At 38.4% G+C, this 16,023-nt stretch carries 12 protein-coding genes and 1 pseudogene; 8 read left to right on the forward strand and 5 right to left on the reverse strand.

Annotated features, from left to right (window positions below):
• Positions 1–68: 68 nt before the first annotated feature.
• Entirely contained in the window at positions 69–2,597 is a 2,529-nt protein-coding gene (gene mprF, locus ACIFOT_RS02475) for a bifunctional lysylphosphatidylglycerol flippase/synthetase MprF (RefSeq protein ID WP_430061319.1), read from the reverse strand.
• A 205-nt stretch (positions 2,598–2,802) separates the two neighbouring features.
• Here mprF and ACIFOT_RS02480 point away from each other — a divergent pair, with 205 nt between their 5' ends.
• The 7 genes and pseudogenes from ACIFOT_RS02480 (at position 2,803) to ACIFOT_RS02510 (ending at position 9,513) form a co-directional block, all read left to right on the forward strand.
• Positions 2,803–3,255 (forward strand): cupredoxin domain-containing protein, encoded by a 453-nt coding sequence (locus tag ACIFOT_RS02480; RefSeq protein WP_430061321.1) that lies wholly within the window; start codon positions 2,803–2,805, stop codon positions 3,253–3,255.
• Between the two features lie 299 nt (positions 3,256–3,554).
• Positions 3,555–5,780 (forward strand): formate C-acetyltransferase, encoded by a 2,226-nt coding sequence (gene pflB, locus ACIFOT_RS02485; RefSeq protein WP_430061323.1) that lies wholly within the window; start codon positions 3,555–3,557, stop codon positions 5,778–5,780.
• 63 nt (positions 5,781–5,843) lie between these two features.
• Positions 5,844–6,578: a pyruvate formate-lyase-activating protein gene (gene pflA, locus ACIFOT_RS02490; protein WP_430061325.1), complete on the forward strand. Its 735-nt coding sequence runs from the start codon at positions 5,844–5,846 to the stop codon at positions 6,576–6,578.
• A gap of 317 nt (positions 6,579–6,895) precedes the next feature.
• Positions 6,896–7,289 (forward strand): annotated as a pseudogene (locus ACIFOT_RS02495) (transposase); the annotation flags it as partial.
• 408 nt (positions 7,290–7,697) lie between these two features.
• Positions 7,698–7,988, forward strand: a complete 291-nt coding sequence (locus ACIFOT_RS02500) for a hypothetical protein (protein WP_430061327.1) — start codon at positions 7,698–7,700, stop codon at positions 7,986–7,988.
• Positions 7,989–8,017: 29 nt separating this feature from the next.
• Positions 8,018–8,809: a membrane protein insertase YidC gene (yidC, locus tag ACIFOT_RS02505; RefSeq protein ID WP_430061329.1), complete on the forward strand. Its 792-nt coding sequence runs from the start codon at positions 8,018–8,020 to the stop codon at positions 8,807–8,809.
• Between the two features lie 125 nt (positions 8,810–8,934).
• Positions 8,935–9,513, forward strand: a complete 579-nt coding sequence (locus tag ACIFOT_RS02510) for a YhcN/YlaJ family sporulation lipoprotein (protein ID WP_430061331.1) — start codon at positions 8,935–8,937, stop codon at positions 9,511–9,513.
• 41 nt (positions 9,514–9,554) lie between these two features.
• Here ACIFOT_RS02510 and ACIFOT_RS02515 read toward each other — a convergent pair whose 3' ends face one another.
• Positions 9,555–9,758, reverse strand: a complete 204-nt coding sequence (locus ACIFOT_RS02515; protein WP_430061333.1) for a DUF6501 family protein — start codon at positions 9,756–9,758, stop codon at positions 9,555–9,557.
• 90 nt (positions 9,759–9,848) lie between these two features.
• Positions 9,849–11,486 (reverse strand): AMP-binding protein, encoded by a 1,638-nt coding sequence (locus tag ACIFOT_RS02520; RefSeq protein ID WP_430061335.1) that lies wholly within the window; start codon positions 11,484–11,486, stop codon positions 9,849–9,851.
• 242 nt (positions 11,487–11,728) lie between these two features.
• On the opposite strand from ACIFOT_RS02520, the gene sda reads away from it, so the two are divergent.
• Entirely contained in the window at positions 11,729–11,857 is a 129-nt protein-coding gene (sda, locus tag ACIFOT_RS02525; RefSeq protein ID WP_430061580.1) for a sporulation histidine kinase inhibitor Sda, read from the forward strand.
• Positions 11,858–11,911: 54 nt separating this feature from the next.
• On the opposite strand, the gene odhB is transcribed toward sda, so the two are convergent.
• Both odhB and ACIFOT_RS02535 read right to left on the reverse strand, forming a co-directional pair.
• Positions 11,912–13,156, reverse strand: a complete 1,245-nt coding sequence (gene odhB, locus ACIFOT_RS02530) for a 2-oxoglutarate dehydrogenase complex dihydrolipoyllysine-residue succinyltransferase (RefSeq protein WP_430061337.1) — start codon at positions 13,154–13,156, stop codon at positions 11,912–11,914.
• Positions 13,149–16,001: a 2-oxoglutarate dehydrogenase E1 component gene (locus ACIFOT_RS02535; protein WP_430061339.1), complete on the reverse strand. Its 2,853-nt coding sequence runs from the start codon at positions 15,999–16,001 to the stop codon at positions 13,149–13,151. The genes odhB and ACIFOT_RS02535 overlap by 8 nt, the downstream gene beginning before the upstream one ends.
• Between the last annotated feature and the right edge of the window lie 22 nt (positions 16,002–16,023).

The raw sequence follows: 16,023 nt of genomic DNA on the forward strand, positions 1-16,023 counted from the left end.
AAAAAATAGTATTTTCAAAAAATTGATATAAAAAAAACCTGTCCGTAATCGTAACAGGTCAAAAATGGTTAAGCTCTTTTCTTCGATATTAGTAAAGTTATTTGGGTCATGATTAAGGGTAGAGAGGCTTTTCTTCGATAAGCTAAATATTTCGGTTCCCAAACATTCGTATACTTTTCTTTGAACTTTCTTAAGTCTTGGAAATGATAAATAAAGTGGCCATGAAGGAAAATTTGGGCGGCTATTTTCTCACTTAAAAATGCAAACTTCGATAAGCCAACATTAGCTAGAGGTGCCATCCCCATATTAAAGCGGTGATAGCCATTTACTTTAGCCCAATCTATTAAAGAAAGAAAAAGAAAATCAATAATTCCAGGCTCTACCTCCGGCTTAAATCTCATTAAATCCACTGATATGGTCTCTTTGTCATCGTAGACATACATGATGCTCATAAAGCCAAGAATTTGTTTATTTTCATCACGTACAATTGCAAGAGGAGCCCTATTTAGATAATCTTCATCAAAGAAACCAAGGGAAAAGCCCTTCTCTGATCTCCCTTGAAGCCAATCATTTGAAATCTCTCTTAATTCAGCAAAAAGTTCATTCGAAAAAGGTGGCTGAATTAATTCAAAGGAGTATTGGTCGCGATTAAATTTACTTCTAAGTGCACGAAGCCCTTTCATTTTGCTCCCTGAAAGTGAGAAGTCCTTCAAATCCACAAAGGCTTCTTCCCCTAATTTAAAGAACGCAAACCCGTGACCATGAAGGAATGGGAGCATCTCGTCACTTACTTGATAGAAAACAGGCGTAAATCCATGGAGATCAGCAATTTCCTGGAATTCCTCTATCGCACTCGATAATTCACTCTTTTCCCCTATTGGATCCCCTAGTACCACTAATTTATCAGCATATTTTTGAAATGGTATTAAAACATTTTTATGTTTATTCCAAAAGATGTATTTATCATGTAAAAAGATTAGATGAGTTAAAACTTTTCCATGATACTTCTTCAAATGGTGATTGATTTCATCTTCAAAATCAGAAGACCTTTCCAATTTCCACTTCTTCGGCAAGCTTATGAAATAGCCAGAGATAAGAATTAATAATGCAATAACAAGCCCGATACTCGCACTCTTAAATAAATCACGGTAATCGAGAATTACATACGGCAAAAATTTTGTCGGAATGGCTAATTTCGCCTCAGGTAAATTTAGATAGCCGATAATGAGATACGTTGAGGTGATAATTAAAATGATGGTCATATCAAAAATCGTTTTTCCCCAAGTCAGCACATAACTCTCCCGGTAAAATTGATCTTTAGAGATTCTTAGTAACAGTGCTACAATAATTAAAAAAATCGCTTCCTCATAATCAATCCCTTTAAAAATGGAGAATAGTGCAGCGAGGATTAAAGCAAACATAGTCAAATCGTAAGTCCGCTTTACACTGTATTCGATCCCGCGAGACAATCCCAAAAGTAAAAATCCTGCAGCAACGGAAAGCTGATGGGATACATTTATAATCGGAAAAGATAGCAGCTCCTGTGCAATTCTTAACCGGGACATAATGCCAGGTACACTCGCTGATAATAACAATATTAACCCTGATAAAAATACAAGCACTGTCAGGATAATATGACTTAGTCCTTGAATAATAGCCTTAGGCAAAGAGTTCCAGGATTTGTTCCACTTTTCCCAATATAGTTTTACAAAAAAGATTAAACTTGTGAAAAATGGGATGAAATAATATCCAATTCGATAAAAAAGAAGCAAGACCAAGATTTTCTCTTCAGGGATATGTAATTCTTGCATTCCCCACAAAAAAACCAAATCAAACGAGCCTAGTCCTCCAGGAATCATACTAATGATTCCAGCACAGGCTGCCACAATATAAACAGGAAAAAGCTGTTCAAAGGTAATTGCTATCCCCAATACATTACATAAAACAAATATCGCTATAAATACAGCTAACCATTCAATGATCGAGATGATGACAAGTTCAACTGCTATTTTGTTTGTAAATTGGGACTGATTGTCCTTTTTTGATTTTAAAATATGTATAAATAAAAAGATCGGAAGATATAAACCAACGCCCCAAACAGCAAAATAGAGCCATTTTGTATCAATAAACAAGGGAAAATGATGATAACCAAGAGCTACAATCCATGAAAGAAAAGAGATTCCCGTTAAATAAAAAAGAGAAACGGAAGCAATTACACCTAAAAGCCGCCGTTTATCATGCTCAAACTTATGAAAGAAATAAGTTCTTAACATGGCTCCGACCAATCCGCCAAAACCTATTAAATTTGAAAAGGAATTGGCAATAAAGGATTGTTCTAACAGCTCCCTTTTTGGAACTTTTATTTGTAAAATCCTTACAAGGACAACATCATACAAAAGCATCGGCAGAACAGCACAGAAAGTAACAGCAAAAATTAATAATACTGTGAAAATATTAAGTTGATTAAGTTCATTTTTGAGTAATTGTAAATTTAAATCCCCAGTAAATTTTTTCATTTCAACTATGGCAAAAATTAATAAAAATAATGGGAAAATAAACTTTACTACTTTTAAGATTTTTTCTTTTTTAATCCCCAATAAAATAACCACCTATTTTTTCATTCCTAATCTAACTATAAACTTTCCGATAGGAAAAATAAAAGAAAATTAATTCCAACTACCTACATTGTTGACATTTTATTTACCGTTCAATCGTTTATCTAATATTGTAAAAAAAGAGACAAGTTTTCATACCTCCTACGCATAAGTATTAAATAGGACAAATTATCGAGGGGGGTTTCAAGTGAAATTTTTAGTGTTAAAGAAAGAAACACTTCTATTTTTTCTAGCTGTGGGTGTCGTTCTTGCCACCATCTCTGCTTGGTTTATGTTAAAAGCAGGCGATGTGACTGTATTTAATCAACAAGCGAAAAAGGATACTCGAGAAATTCATATGGTCACTGCAGAATTTAAATCAACGATGAAGAATGGTAAAGAAATTGAGGCTTACCGTTGGGATCCCGGCACCATTTCTTTAGAAAAAGGGGAAAAGGTTAAACTATATATCAGTGGAATAAACGGCGAAGCACATCCCTTTTATATTGAAGGAACAAAGATCAAGGGTACTGTGAAAAAAGGCGAAGAAACAGTAGTCACGCTTCAATTTAAAAGAGAAGGAACTTATAGGCTAATTTGTGAGACCCACTCGGACCGGTCACATAATGGGCCGATGATCGCTTATATAGTCGTCGATTAGAACAGGAGTCTTTCTCCTGTTTTTTTGTGCTGTTTTTTTCTTTTTCCTATAAATATATTGATAACATTGACTTCCTCTTGTACAACAGATTAATATATAGCAAAATTTTTTATAGTACAGAACTATTCGTTGTTCAAAAATTGTTCAAATTTCACCCGAAAAACCCCTTAGAAATATCGATTTCACAATTTCTTAACATATGCTCATAGTTACACAAACTTACGCTGTTATACTTAAGGTATAAATAGCACTTCAAACTGTTATATAAAATTACTAATTAAATTTAGAGGTGAAAGACAATGGAACAATGGAAAGGATTTACAAAGGGAGTTTGGACAAAAGAAGTAAATGTTCGGGATTTCATTTTGAAGAACTATACTCAATATGAAGGAAATGATTCCTTTCTAGCTGGTGCAACAGAATCAACAAAGCAATTATGGGCCCAGGTTATGGAACTCACGAAGCAGGAACGGGAAAAAGGCGGAGTTCTTGAGATGGATACCGAAACCGTTTCTACTATTACCTCGCATGGCCCCGGATACCTGGATGAAGAACTTGAAAAAGTAGTCGGTGTTCAAACAGATAAGCCTTTCAATCGTTCCATGCAGCCTTTTGGCGGGATTCGGATGGCAAAAGCAGCCTGCGAAGCTTACGGCTATCAACTAAGTCCTGAAATTGAAAGAATCTTTACCGAATTCAGGAAAACCCATAATCAAGGTGTATTTGATGCTTATACAGATGAAATGATGCTTGCCCGTAAAGCTGCCATTATCACAGGCCTGCCAGATGCATATGGACGCGGACGCATTATTGGTGACTATCGCCGTGTTGCCTTATATGGTGTTGATTTCTTAATTGAGGAAAAGAAAAAGGATCAACAGAATACCAGCAAGGTAATGACAGAAGAAAATATCCGGCTGCGTGAAGAAATCGCGGAACAAATTCGTGCTCTCTTTGAATTAAAAGAGCTAGGAACTTCCTATGGATTTGATATTTCCAACCCCGCCCAAAGTGCACAAGAGGCCTTTCAATGGTTATATTTAGGATATTTAGCTGCCATTAAGGAACAAAATGGTGCAGCAATGAGCCTTGGACGGGTTTCTTCCTTCTTAGATATTTATGTCGAAAGGGATTTACAAAATGGATCCTTAACAGAGGATGAGGCACAAGAACTAGTTGACCATTTTGTTATGAAGCTCCGACTTGTTAAATTTGCCCGGACTCCTGATTATAATGAATTATTTAGCGGTGACCCAACATGGGTAACCGAATCTATTGGAGGAATGGCTCAAGACGGACGTTCACTTGTAACGAAAAACTCTTTCCGCTTCCTTCATACCTTGGACAATTTAGGACCAGCTCCAGAACCAAACTTAACGGTTTTATGGTCACCGCAGCTCCCTGAAAACTTTAAACAATATTGTGCGAAAATGTCGATTAAGACCAGCTCCATTCAATACGAAAATGACGATATTATGAGCCCCGAATACGGCGATGACTACGGAATTGCCTGCTGTGTGTCTGCGATGGAAATCGGCAAACAAATGCAGTTCTTCGGAGCACGTGCGAACCTAGCGAAAGCACTTCTCTATTCGATTAATGGCGGGGTAGATGAAAAGCTTAAAATTCAAGTTGGGCCTGAGTATCAGCCAATTACCTCAGAAGTATTAATTTACGAAGAAGTAATGGGGAAATTTGACTTAATGATGGAATGGCTTGCAGGCCTTTATATAAATACCTTGAATGTCATCCACTATATGCATGATAAATACAGCTATGAAAGAATAGAAATGGCTTTGCATGATACAGAAATAATAAGGACAATGGCAACTGGTATCGCTGGTTTGAGTGTAGTGGCAGATTCACTTAGTGCCATAAAATATGGCGAAGTGAAGGTTATCCGGGATGAAAAGGGGATCGCTGTTGATTTTGAAACTTCCGGTGACTTCCCTAAATACGGAAACAACGATGATCGGGTAGATAGTATTGCAGTCGAAATCGTGGAGCGTTTTATGAAAAAGCTTCGGAAACACCAAACTTATCGCAATTCTGAGCATACTATGTCTATTTTGACTATTACTTCTAACGTTGTTTACGGTAAGAAAACGGGAAATACACCTGATGGCCGCCGTACGGGAGAACCATTTGCACCTGGTGCAAACCCAATGCATGGCCGTGATACAAAAGGTACATTAGCTTCCCTTTCTTCCGTTGCCAAACTTCCATATAGCTATGCAATGGATGGAATATCCAATACCTTCTCCATCGTACCAAAGGCATTAGGAAAAGAAGAAAATAATCAGATTTGTAATTTAGTTTCTATCTTAGATGGCTATGCAATGAAAACCGGTCATCATCTAAACGTTAATGTCTTTAACAGAGAAACACTTTTAGATGCGATGGAACATCCAGAGCTATATCCTCAATTAACCATCCGTGTGTCTGGTTATGCAGTAAACTTTATTAAATTGACAAAAGAACAGCAGCTGGATGTCATTAACCGTACTTTTCATGATTCTTTGTAATTTAACTATTCGTGGGCTCTTTTTAGTGGAGCTCCTGCTTTTAAACGAAAGGGGAACATCATCATGATTGGAAATATTCATTCTATCGAAACACTTGGAACAGTCGACGGACCAGGAATACGTTATGTTGTTTTTACACAGGGCTGCCTTTTGCGGTGCCAGTTTTGTCATAACGCGGATACTTGGGAAATCGGTACCGGTAAGCAAATGACCGTTTCCGAAATCATGGATGATTTAATGAGTTATCTCCCCTTCCTTCAAGCCTCTGGAGGCGGTATAACAGTTAGCGGCGGGGAACCATTGTTACAGATTCCTTTTCTCATCGAATTATTTAAGGAATGCAAAAAGAAAGGAATTCACACCACCATCGATTCCTCTGGCGGCTGTTTCTCCCATTCTAAGCTTTTTATTGAACAGCTTGAAGAATTATTACAATATACGGATCTCATTTTATTAGATTTAAAACATATCGACCGAAAAAAACATATCCAATTAACTGGAATGACAAATGATCACATTCTCGTATTTGCCAAATTTTTATCCGGCCTTAATGTACCAATTTGGGTAAGACATGTCCTAGTCCCAACCGTTACGGATGACGAAGAAGATTTACAAAAGCTCGGTGAATTCATCGGTACACTGGTAAATGTCCAAAAGATTGAAATTCTCCCCTATCATAAACTCGGAGTTTACAAATGGGAAGCTCTAGGACATGAATATCCATTAAAAGATGTAGAACCTCCAACCGAAGAAAAAGTAGATTCTGCCTATCATATGTTAACAGCCCATTGGAATTAAAAAGCGGAACAATTCCGCTTCAGGCTGTCGAAAAACTTTCGATAGCCTTTTATTTTATTTATACACTTTAGTTATTCACCGCGTTACTTTGTTATAATATTATTTGTTTAGACTTTGGAACATGTCTGGTGATTGGCGCTCCAGGCACTTCGCTTTCCGCGGGCGTGCCGGGGAGCCTCCTCGGCGCTGAAGCGCCTGTGGGGTCTCCCCAGCCCCGTACTCCCGGAGGAGTCTTCGTGCCTTCCGCGCCAATCACCATAGTGTTTTTCAATAAAGTCCTTTACTTAACTAATACATAATAAAATGTGGTGAAATCAATGTTTAAGCCAAAAGAATCAAGCCAAAGTGAATATGAATTTGTGTCTATTGATGAATTAGTTCCTAACGACCACCTCCTCCGTCTTATCGATAGATTTATTGATTTTTCATTCCTTCTTGAAAAAGTTCGGCCATTTTATAGTAATGAAAACGTCGCCCATCTGATCCCCTTATTCTTTTTAAAATGATGTTTATTGGTTATCTTTTCGGTATTCGTTCCGAAAGACAACTAAAAAGAGAAATAAAAATGAACATCCCCTCTGCTGGTTCCTAGGTCTGAAATTCCACGATCCGGTTCCCCATCACTCTACAATTAGTTGGAATCGTCAACATCGTTTTAAAGATACTGAAATCTTTCAGGATATTTTTGATGAAATTGTTGTTCAGGCAATGTTAGAAAAAGTGTGTTGCAATACCTTAAGTTGATTTGCCTCCCTGTTGATTGGAGCGGAGGGCACTCGACTCCTGCGGGATAGAGAGGTCACTGGAGACCCCGCAGGCGCCAAGCGCCGAGGAGGCTTCAGGACCTCCCCGCGGAAAGCGAGTGCCAGGAGCGGAAATCAACAGGCCCAATTGCAGGGACAATCTATAAAATTGTTATTTAGATTCTGACAACATAAAAAATTGCCGAGAAAAATACCCTTTCTTGACAATCTGAAGCGGAACAATTCCGCTTTTTCTTTTTACAAAAAACTATTAGCAATCTCTTCATCTTTTGGCATTTTAGCAAGGATTAAATTGATTATTTCACTATTCTCCTATATACTCTTATCATTGGCTATTTTTGCGAGGTGAAAATTTTTGTTTCAATTACTGATGGATCATTCAGATATAAATGCCTTAACGGCTCTTTATGTCAGCATTTATTTAGGAATGATGCTGAAATACCTTTGGGCTTGGGGAGTGGAATATTCCTTTACTGGCTCGCAGACAAATCCTGCATATACAAAAATTATTCACCCTTCGTCTTTTTATAAGAAAAAAAGCCGTTTAAATGGGAGTTTTATCCTGATTAGAATTGTTAAATATATTCGTAGAAAAGAATGTTCTCAGGATGATTCCGAGGAACCTATTTCCTTCCTTTTTACTTAACATTCAAAATCACATTTTTAGGAGGAAATATGAAAACAAAACGTTCTTCACTCATTCTTGTTGCTTTATTATCCTTAACAACGCTAATTCTATCTGCCTGTTCTTCTCAATCTCAAAGTGGTAATAACAATGGATTTTTCCACACCTATTTTGTAAATCCATTTTCGACGATCATCCACTCTACGGCAGATTTTTTGGGCGGAAATTATGGCTTAGCGATTATTATTGTTACCCTTATTATCAGACTTGCATTAATGCCATTTATGTTACGACAATATAGAAATCAGATGAATATGAAGGAAAAAATGGATGTCTTAAAGCCTGAAATGGACGCTATTCAAAAGAAAATGAAGGCTGAAAAGGATCCAAAGAAAAAGCAAGAGCTTCAAGCTGAAATGATGGGGCTTTATCAAAAGCATGGCGTTAATCCTTTAAATATGGGATGCTTGCCAATCCTCATTCAAATGCCGATTTTGACAGGCTTTTATTATGCAATTCGAGGTTCAAAGGAAATTGCCCACCATAAATTTTTATGGTTTAGCCTTGGACACCCTGACATTTTTATTACGATTATCGCCGGGCTTATATATTACTTCCAGTTTAAAGTTTCACAATCCAATATGCCGTCTGCCCAGCAGGAACAAATGAAGTACATGGGGTTATTATCACCGTTGATGATTGTTATGTTTTCATTTAGCGCCCCAGCTGCTCTTCCGCTTTATTGGGTAGTAGGCGGTACGTTCCTAATCGTTCAAACAATGATAAGCCGTAATCTGTATCAATCGAAAAAAGCGGCGGAAGTTGCTGTTAAACAAAAATAATTCACTCCTTAACAGAAGCATTGATTTCCGATGCTTCTTTTTTACCCTATTTGTGCTTAAGGATAGTTTCTTTCCATTTTGGAATGCTATTCTTGTACAACTAAGAAAAAGGGGTGCTAAAACAAATGAAAAAAGGATTATTCTTAACATCTGCCTTACTTTTTAGTCTTTATCTAACTGGTTGTGCAAATAAAAATGTAAATGATGATGTAGCCAACCGGAACAGAAATGAGATTGAACCTGGACGGGTTAATTATCAAAACCCGAATCATGGCGGTCCAGCTATCACAGGTGTTGATACCAGTGACTCTGAACTTGACCGAAATATGAACATGCGAAATGTCCGTAACAACGTTGGGAATAATCAATCAAAAATGAGGATTGCTGATAAGGCAGCTGATAAGGTAACCAGCCTTTCTGAGGTTGACAGCGCCAATATCATTGTTACAGATAACAATGCCTTTGTTGCCGCTAAACTGGACAATTCAGCCCGCAATAAATTAACCGGTGATATCGAAAATAAAATATCGCGAAAAGTAAAATCTGTTGACCCGGATATTGACAATGTATATGTATCGGTTAATCCCGACTTTTATGATCGGATGAACACCTATGCCAATGATATTCGGAATGGAAGACCTATTTCAGGATTAATCGATGAATTCTCCAAAACGATTCGACGTGTTTTTCCTGATGCTCGATAATATAAAATAAGGACTGCAGGCAATGCCTTGCAGTCCTTATCTTATGCATCTTGAAAATACTCTTTGTAAAAACCGCCAACTTTCCCGGAATTATCTATAATGTAATAAAATTCTTCTGTTTCATTTTTTACATCATAGATTTTCTCAGCAGTTAACGCGTTATGAACGAGGTATTTTTTTGCATCCGTATGAACACACTTCACTTTTTTTACTGTTTCACGATCACGCCAAGATAAATGGATCATTGCTGCCACCGTCCCTATTAGTCATTGTCCATTTCCTAGTATAATCAAAATGGATTGTATTGTGCAACAACTCACCATATTAGATTGAAATTAATTTTTAACTGCTTCGATAGCTTTTTCTTTTAAAAGATATTTTTGTATTTTTCCTGAGGCCGTCATTGGATAGGCATCGGTGAACTCAATGTAACGAGGGATTTTGTGCCTCGAAATTTTCCCGATGCAAAATTCTCTGATTTCTTCTGCCGTTGCCTCCTCGCCCTCTTTTAAAATGATCCAGGCCATCACTTCTTCTCCATATACTTCATCAGGGACACCAATTACCTGAACATCCAGTATCTTCGGATTGGAGTAGAGAAATTCTTCAATTTCACGTGGATAAATATTTTCTCCACCTCTAATAATCATATCCTTTAAACGGCCGGTTATTTTGCAATAGCCGTTTTCACCCATCACGGCCAAATCGCCTGTATGGAGCCATCCTTCAGCATCAATTGCCTCATTTGTAGCTGATTGGTTTTTATAGTATCCCTTCATCACATGGTAGCCTCTAGTACAAAGTTCTCCTTGATTCCCAAAAGGAACTTCTTTTGATGTACCTGGTTGAACTACTTTAACCTCGACTTTCGGAAGGGCTTTTCCTACGGTCTCTACGCGTAAGTCAATCGGGTCATCCGTTCTAGTTTGGGTTATCACAGGTGATGCCTCTGTTTGTCCATAGGCAATCGTTATTTCTGTTGCTCCCATTTTCTCAATAACTGCCTTCATAACCTCAATGGGGCAGTTCGAGCCTGCCATTATTCCCGTTCTTAAAGTTGATAAATCATATTTCTCAAAGTCGGGGTCATTCAATTCTGCAATAAACATCGTAGGGACTCCGTGAAGTCCTGTACACTTTTCATCCTGTACTGTTTGTAAAACCCTTTTCGGGCTAAATTCCTGCACAGGAACCATTGTCGCACCCACTGAAACACAAGCCATTGTCCCTAGAACACAACCGAAGCAGTGGAAAAATGGCACTGGAATACAAAGTCTATCTTGTGCGGTCAGCTTCATACAACTGGCGATATTAAAGCCATTATTAACGATATTATTATGGGTAAGCATTACACCTTTAGGGAAACCCGTTGTCCCAGAAGTATACTGCATATTTATGACATCATCCGGCTCCAGTGAATCCATTCTCTGATTTAATTCTTCATCAGAGACCGATTGGCCAAGCTTCATTATATCAGCCCAGGAATAGGTTCCAGGATAGCGTTTGTCCCCGAGGACTATGACATTTTTTAGATATGGCAGACGGCTGCTTTCCAGCTTACCTGGTTCCGATGTCCTTAATTCTGGTGCAATTTCATAGAGCATATCAATATAGGAGGATTCCTTCCATGCATCCATTAGAATAATGGTTGTGGAATCTGATTGTTGCAGAAGATACTCAAGTTCCGCTGTACGATAGTTGGTGTTAACGGTAACTAGTACTGCTCCCATCTTACCTGTTGCAAATTGAGTAATCAGCCATTCAGGAGTATTGGTCGACCAGGCAGCAAGCTGTTCACCCTTATCTATTCCTAGTTTCATCAAACCCTTAGCTGCAAGCCGGCAAATATCATTAAATTCGCGATAAGACCATCTTAAATCCCAATCTGAGTATATCACTGCTTTATTGTCGGGCTGTAATTTTGCTTTTTCTTCTAAAAGCTCACCAATGGTAACATTTAATAATGCCGACATTCTTCCATCCCCCTTATGTACATAAAAATACAATAAAACGCTTTCAAAAGTATGTTACCATATTTATACGAATATTCAATATTTTTAAAATATAATTCTTTTCTGTGAACACTCTATGAACATTTTATGAACCTTTTTTATTTTTAAGAATTAGGGGTTCTCAAACTAAAAGAAAACCATTACAATAGTAAAAACTGAATATTCAATCCATTTTCCAAGGAGGCATTCTCACATTGAAAATTATGAGTAATGAGCAGCTGGTTGTAACGTATCGGGACGCTTTGAAGTCTGGTAAGGAAAAGGAATGGATTAAAATATTAAAGGATGAAATTCAACGACGTGGATTAAGACCATTTAAGAATCGACAATGAATCGTAACATGCCAAAAACCGCTGAACCATTATTCAGCGGTTTTTCAATTTCCCCTATCCCTCGAGAAGCAAACTCTCTGGGTCTTCGAGCATTTCTTTTATTTTACTTAGGAAGCTTACCGCCTCTTTTCCATCAACAATACGATGGTCATAAGAAAGAGCCACATACATCATCGGACGGTTCTCCGATTTCTCTTTATCTATCGCAACAGGTCTTAGCTGAATTTTGTGCATTCCAAGAATTCCAACCTGTGGTCCATTTAATATCGGAGTTGACAGTAATGAGCCAAACACCCCTCCATTGGTAATCGAAAAAGTTCCCCCCTGTAAATCGTTTAAAGAAAGTTTATTGGTTCTTGCTTTTTCGGCAAGTTGCATGATATCCATTTCAATTTCCGCAAATGTTTTCCGATCGGCATCTCTTACCACGGGAACAACGAGTCCTTCTTCTGCGGCAACCGCAATACCTATATCATAAAACTTTTTAACTAACAGCTGATCCCCCTGAATTTCCGCATTTAAATAAGGAAATTTCTTTAGAGCTGCAACAACTGCTTTAGTAAAAAAGGACATAAAGCCAAGCCTGACTTCATTTTCCTCGAAAAATTTATCCTTTCTCCTTTTTCGAAGGTCCATGACCGCTGTCATATCAATTTCGTTAAAGGTTGTCAGCATGGCAGCGGTTTGTTGTACCTCTACAAGTCTTTTAGCAATTGTTTGGCGCCGGCGCGACATTCGCTCGTATAAAATGGGTTTAGAATCATTTTGACTCGACACCATTTCTTCAGCTTTTCCTACTTTTTGAGTATTATTTTGTACCGGATGTTGATAGGATGAAACATCCTGCTTTCTTATTCTTCCTAGAGGATCCACTGCAGGAATATCATTCAGATTGAGCCCTTTTTCTCTAGCTAGCCGTCTGGCTGCTGGGGAAGCAATCGGACGGGAATTTAATTCTTCTTTCTTTTCTTGACCATCGGCAGCAGCAGCTATAGGTTGTATTGGTTGATGGGCTATTGGCTCAGGCGGTTTTTGTTCAGTTTCAACCACAGTATTGCTTTGACCGCTCTCATCAACAGCAGCAATCGTTTCCCCTACTTGCACCGTATCACCTTCTGCAAATTTCTGTTCAGTAAGCGTTCCTGAAAAATCTGAAATAATTTCTATATTGACTTTATCCGTTTCTAGTTCGACAAGATAATCGCCTTTTTCTACATGTTCCCCAACATTCTTTAGCCACTTCGCAATCGTTCCTTCTGAAATCGATTCAGCTAATTCCGGTACTTTAATTTCAGCCATGGTGTAAACCTCCTTTTTCTGGCCTTGTTAAGGCTGCTTGAAGAATTTTTGATTGGGCAAGTTTATGAACATTCGGTTCCCCTTCCGCTGGGCTTGACCGGCGCCGGCGGCCAATATAGTCAACCTTCATTCCGGCTGGTACAATTTCATTAATTCTCGGCTCCACAAAATTCCAGACTCCCATATTTTTTGGCTCCTCTTGAGCCCAAGCCACTTCTTTGATATTTTCGTACTTTGCAAAAATTCCTCGTAATTCATCAGCTGGAAATGGATATATTTCCTCAAGTCTAATGACCTGAAGCCAATCATAACTGTCAGATTCCTTTACCTGCTCTGCAATATCAATGGATATTTTTCCAGAACAAAGGACAATTTTTTCAACCTTTTTATCGTCTCTATCTGATTGGAAATGTTCCATTACCGGTTTAAATTCTCCTTCACTTAAGTCAGCAGCCGTCGATGAAACAAGCGGGTTACGTAAAAGGCTTTTCGGCGACATAATAATTAGCGGCTTTATCTCTTCCTTTGTTAGCATAGCAGCCTGACGTCTTAACAGGTGAAAATACTGGGCAGCACTTGAAAGGTTTGCGACCGTCCAATTTTTTTCTGCAGCGGATTGTAAAAATCTTTCGACCCTTCCGCTGGAGTGTTCTGGGCCTTGCCCTTCATACCCATGCGGAAGCAACAAAATTAGACCAGACTTTTGTCCCCATTTTGCCCTTCCGGCAGCGATGAATTGATCAAATATAACTTGTGCGGCATTGGCAAAATCACCATATTGTGCTTCCCAAATCACTAAGGTTTCTGGTGAAAAGACATTATACCCATATTCAAAACCAACTACAGCGGCTTCCGTTAAGGGACTATTATAAACCGCAAATGATGCTTTTGCTGACGAAAAATGATGAAGCGGTGAATAGGTTTCACCTGTTTGACTATCATGGAGCACAAGATGACGATGGGCAAATGTACCGCGCTCTGAATCCTGTCCTGTAAGCCTAATAGGGGTTCCTTCAGCCAAAATCGTCGCAAATGCAAGGTTTTCAGCTAAGGCCCATTCGATTTTCCCATTTTCTTCAAGTGCCTCTGATCTTCTTTGCAATATTTTTTCTAGTTTGTGGAAAACGCTGAATTCCTTTGGCCATTGAAGCAATTCGCTGTTCAGACTTTGAAGTATTTTTAAAGGAACCTTGGTGATAATTGATTCATGTTCTTTCTTGAATTTTGGTGGTTCAGGAACACTTATTTCCGTATCTTTCTTAATCATTGAAACTTTTTCATTGGCATTTGCTAATCTATCCCGGATTTGTTTTTCTAGTTCTGCTAACTCGTCTTGTTTTATGACGCCTTGATCCATTAAACTCTTCGCATAGATTTCTTTGACGGTAGGGTGCTTAGTTATCAACGAATACATTTGCGGGCTGGTTGTCATTGGCTCATCCATTTCATTATGGCCAAACCTTCTATACCCGATTAAATCGATTAGAAAATCTTTTTGGAATACATAGCGATATTCTGCGGCGAAAATAGCTGCAGCGATACAGGCCTCTGGATCATCCGCATTTACATGCAGGATGGGAATTTCAAATCCTTTGGCAAGGTCACTTGCATACCTGGTCGAGCGTGAATCCGCCGATTCCGTGGTAAAGCCAATTGTGTTATTGGAAATAATATGAATGGTGCCGCCTGTACGATATCCCTTTAACCTGCTTAAATTGAGTGTTTCAGCGACAATTCCCTCTCCAGGAAATGCTGCATCACCATGAATTAAGATTGCAAGCGCAGATTTACTATTATCTTCAGCATAACCAGGCTTTGTTCGATCGTCCTGTGCCGCCCTTGTAAATCCTTCTACTACCGCTCCAACATATTCAAGGTGGCTTGGATTATTGGCAAGCGATATTCTAGCCCTGACAGAATGATCGCCATCCAACTCTCTGTTGAGCCCAAGGTGATATTTGACATCGCCAGTCCAGCCAAAGTTGATGCCTGTTGATCCTTCCGATGGGACAAGTTCTTTATTTGGGGCATGCTGAAACTCTGCAAATATCATTTCGTATGGTTTATTAAGGACGTGGGCTAGGACATTTAATCTGCCTCGATGCGCCATTCCAATATTAATATTTTCAGCACCATCAATAACAGCCTCAGAAATAACCTCATCGATGAGCGGGACCATTGCATCAAGTCCTTCAATTGAGAAACGCTTTTGACCAACAAACGTTTTATGGAGAAACTTTTCAAATTCTTCGACTTCCACAAGCCTTTTTAAAATATTTTTTCTTTTTTCATTTGTTAGGTTCGTACGAAAACGGCTGTCCTCAATTCTTTCCATTAACCAATTTTTCTCTCTGACGTCATGTACATGGTCAAATTCAAATGCAATCGATTTTGTATAAATCTCTTTTAAATAAACAAACGCTTCTAGTGCGTTTTGATAAGACGATGGGCTATTTTTTGTCAGAATATCAGCCGGTAAATTTTTTAAATCCTCCTCACTGATTCCATGGCTTTTTAATTCTAAGTGTGTTACATCTGGTTTTTGATTCCCTAACGGATAAATATTTGCTGCCAGGTGACCGTAAGTACGGATATTTTCAGCAAGCTTTACAGCTGCAAGGATCTTTTCACTCTCAACCAACGGTGCCTTCAGATTTGTTACTGGAACAGTAATTCCTGCTTCGATAAAATCCTCCTCGTTTAATTGTTCAAAAATCACTCTCATATCCTGCTCAACTGACAAAGGATCCTCATTATATTTTTCAAATTGTTCCATTAAATAGCCAAGATTAGGCCCAAGAAAATTATTTAGGAAGGCTTTTTTATTTGCATTTGGTCTGGTCATTCATCAATCCCCCTTAAAACGT

This window comes from Neobacillus sp. NRS-1170 (assembly GCF_050468025.1).

What these genes read in the sequence shown, in the direction of transcription:
- pflB (WP_430061323.1), top strand. Translation starts at nt 3,555, where the DNA reads ATGGAACAATGGAAAGGATTTACAAAGGGAGTTTGGACAAAAGAAGTA.
- pflA (WP_430061325.1), top strand. Translation starts at nt 5,844, where the DNA reads ATGATTGGAAATATTCATTCTATCGAAACACTTGGAACAGTCGACGGA.
- yidC (WP_430061329.1), top strand. Translation starts at nt 8,018, where the DNA reads ATGAAAACAAAACGTTCTTCACTCATTCTTGTTGCTTTATTATCCTTA.
- ACIFOT_RS02510 (WP_430061331.1), top strand. Translation starts at nt 8,935, where the DNA reads ATGAAAAAAGGATTATTCTTAACATCTGCCTTACTTTTTAGTCTTTAT.
- ACIFOT_RS02515 (WP_430061333.1), bottom strand. Translation starts at nt 9,758, where the DNA reads ATGATCCATTTATCTTGGCGTGATCGTGAAACAGTAAAAAAAGTGAAG.
- ACIFOT_RS02520 (WP_430061335.1), bottom strand. Translation starts at nt 11,486, where the DNA reads ATGTCGGCATTATTAAATGTTACCATTGGTGAGCTTTTAGAAGAAAAA.
- sda (WP_430061580.1), top strand. Translation starts at nt 11,729, where the DNA reads ATGAGTAATGAGCAGCTGGTTGTAACGTATCGGGACGCTTTGAAGTCT.
- odhB (WP_430061337.1), bottom strand. Translation starts at nt 13,156, where the DNA reads ATGGCTGAAATTAAAGTACCGGAATTAGCTGAATCGATTTCAGAAGGA.
- ACIFOT_RS02535 (WP_430061339.1), bottom strand. Translation starts at nt 16,001, where the DNA reads ATGACCAGACCAAATGCAAATAAAAAAGCCTTCCTAAATAATTTTCTT.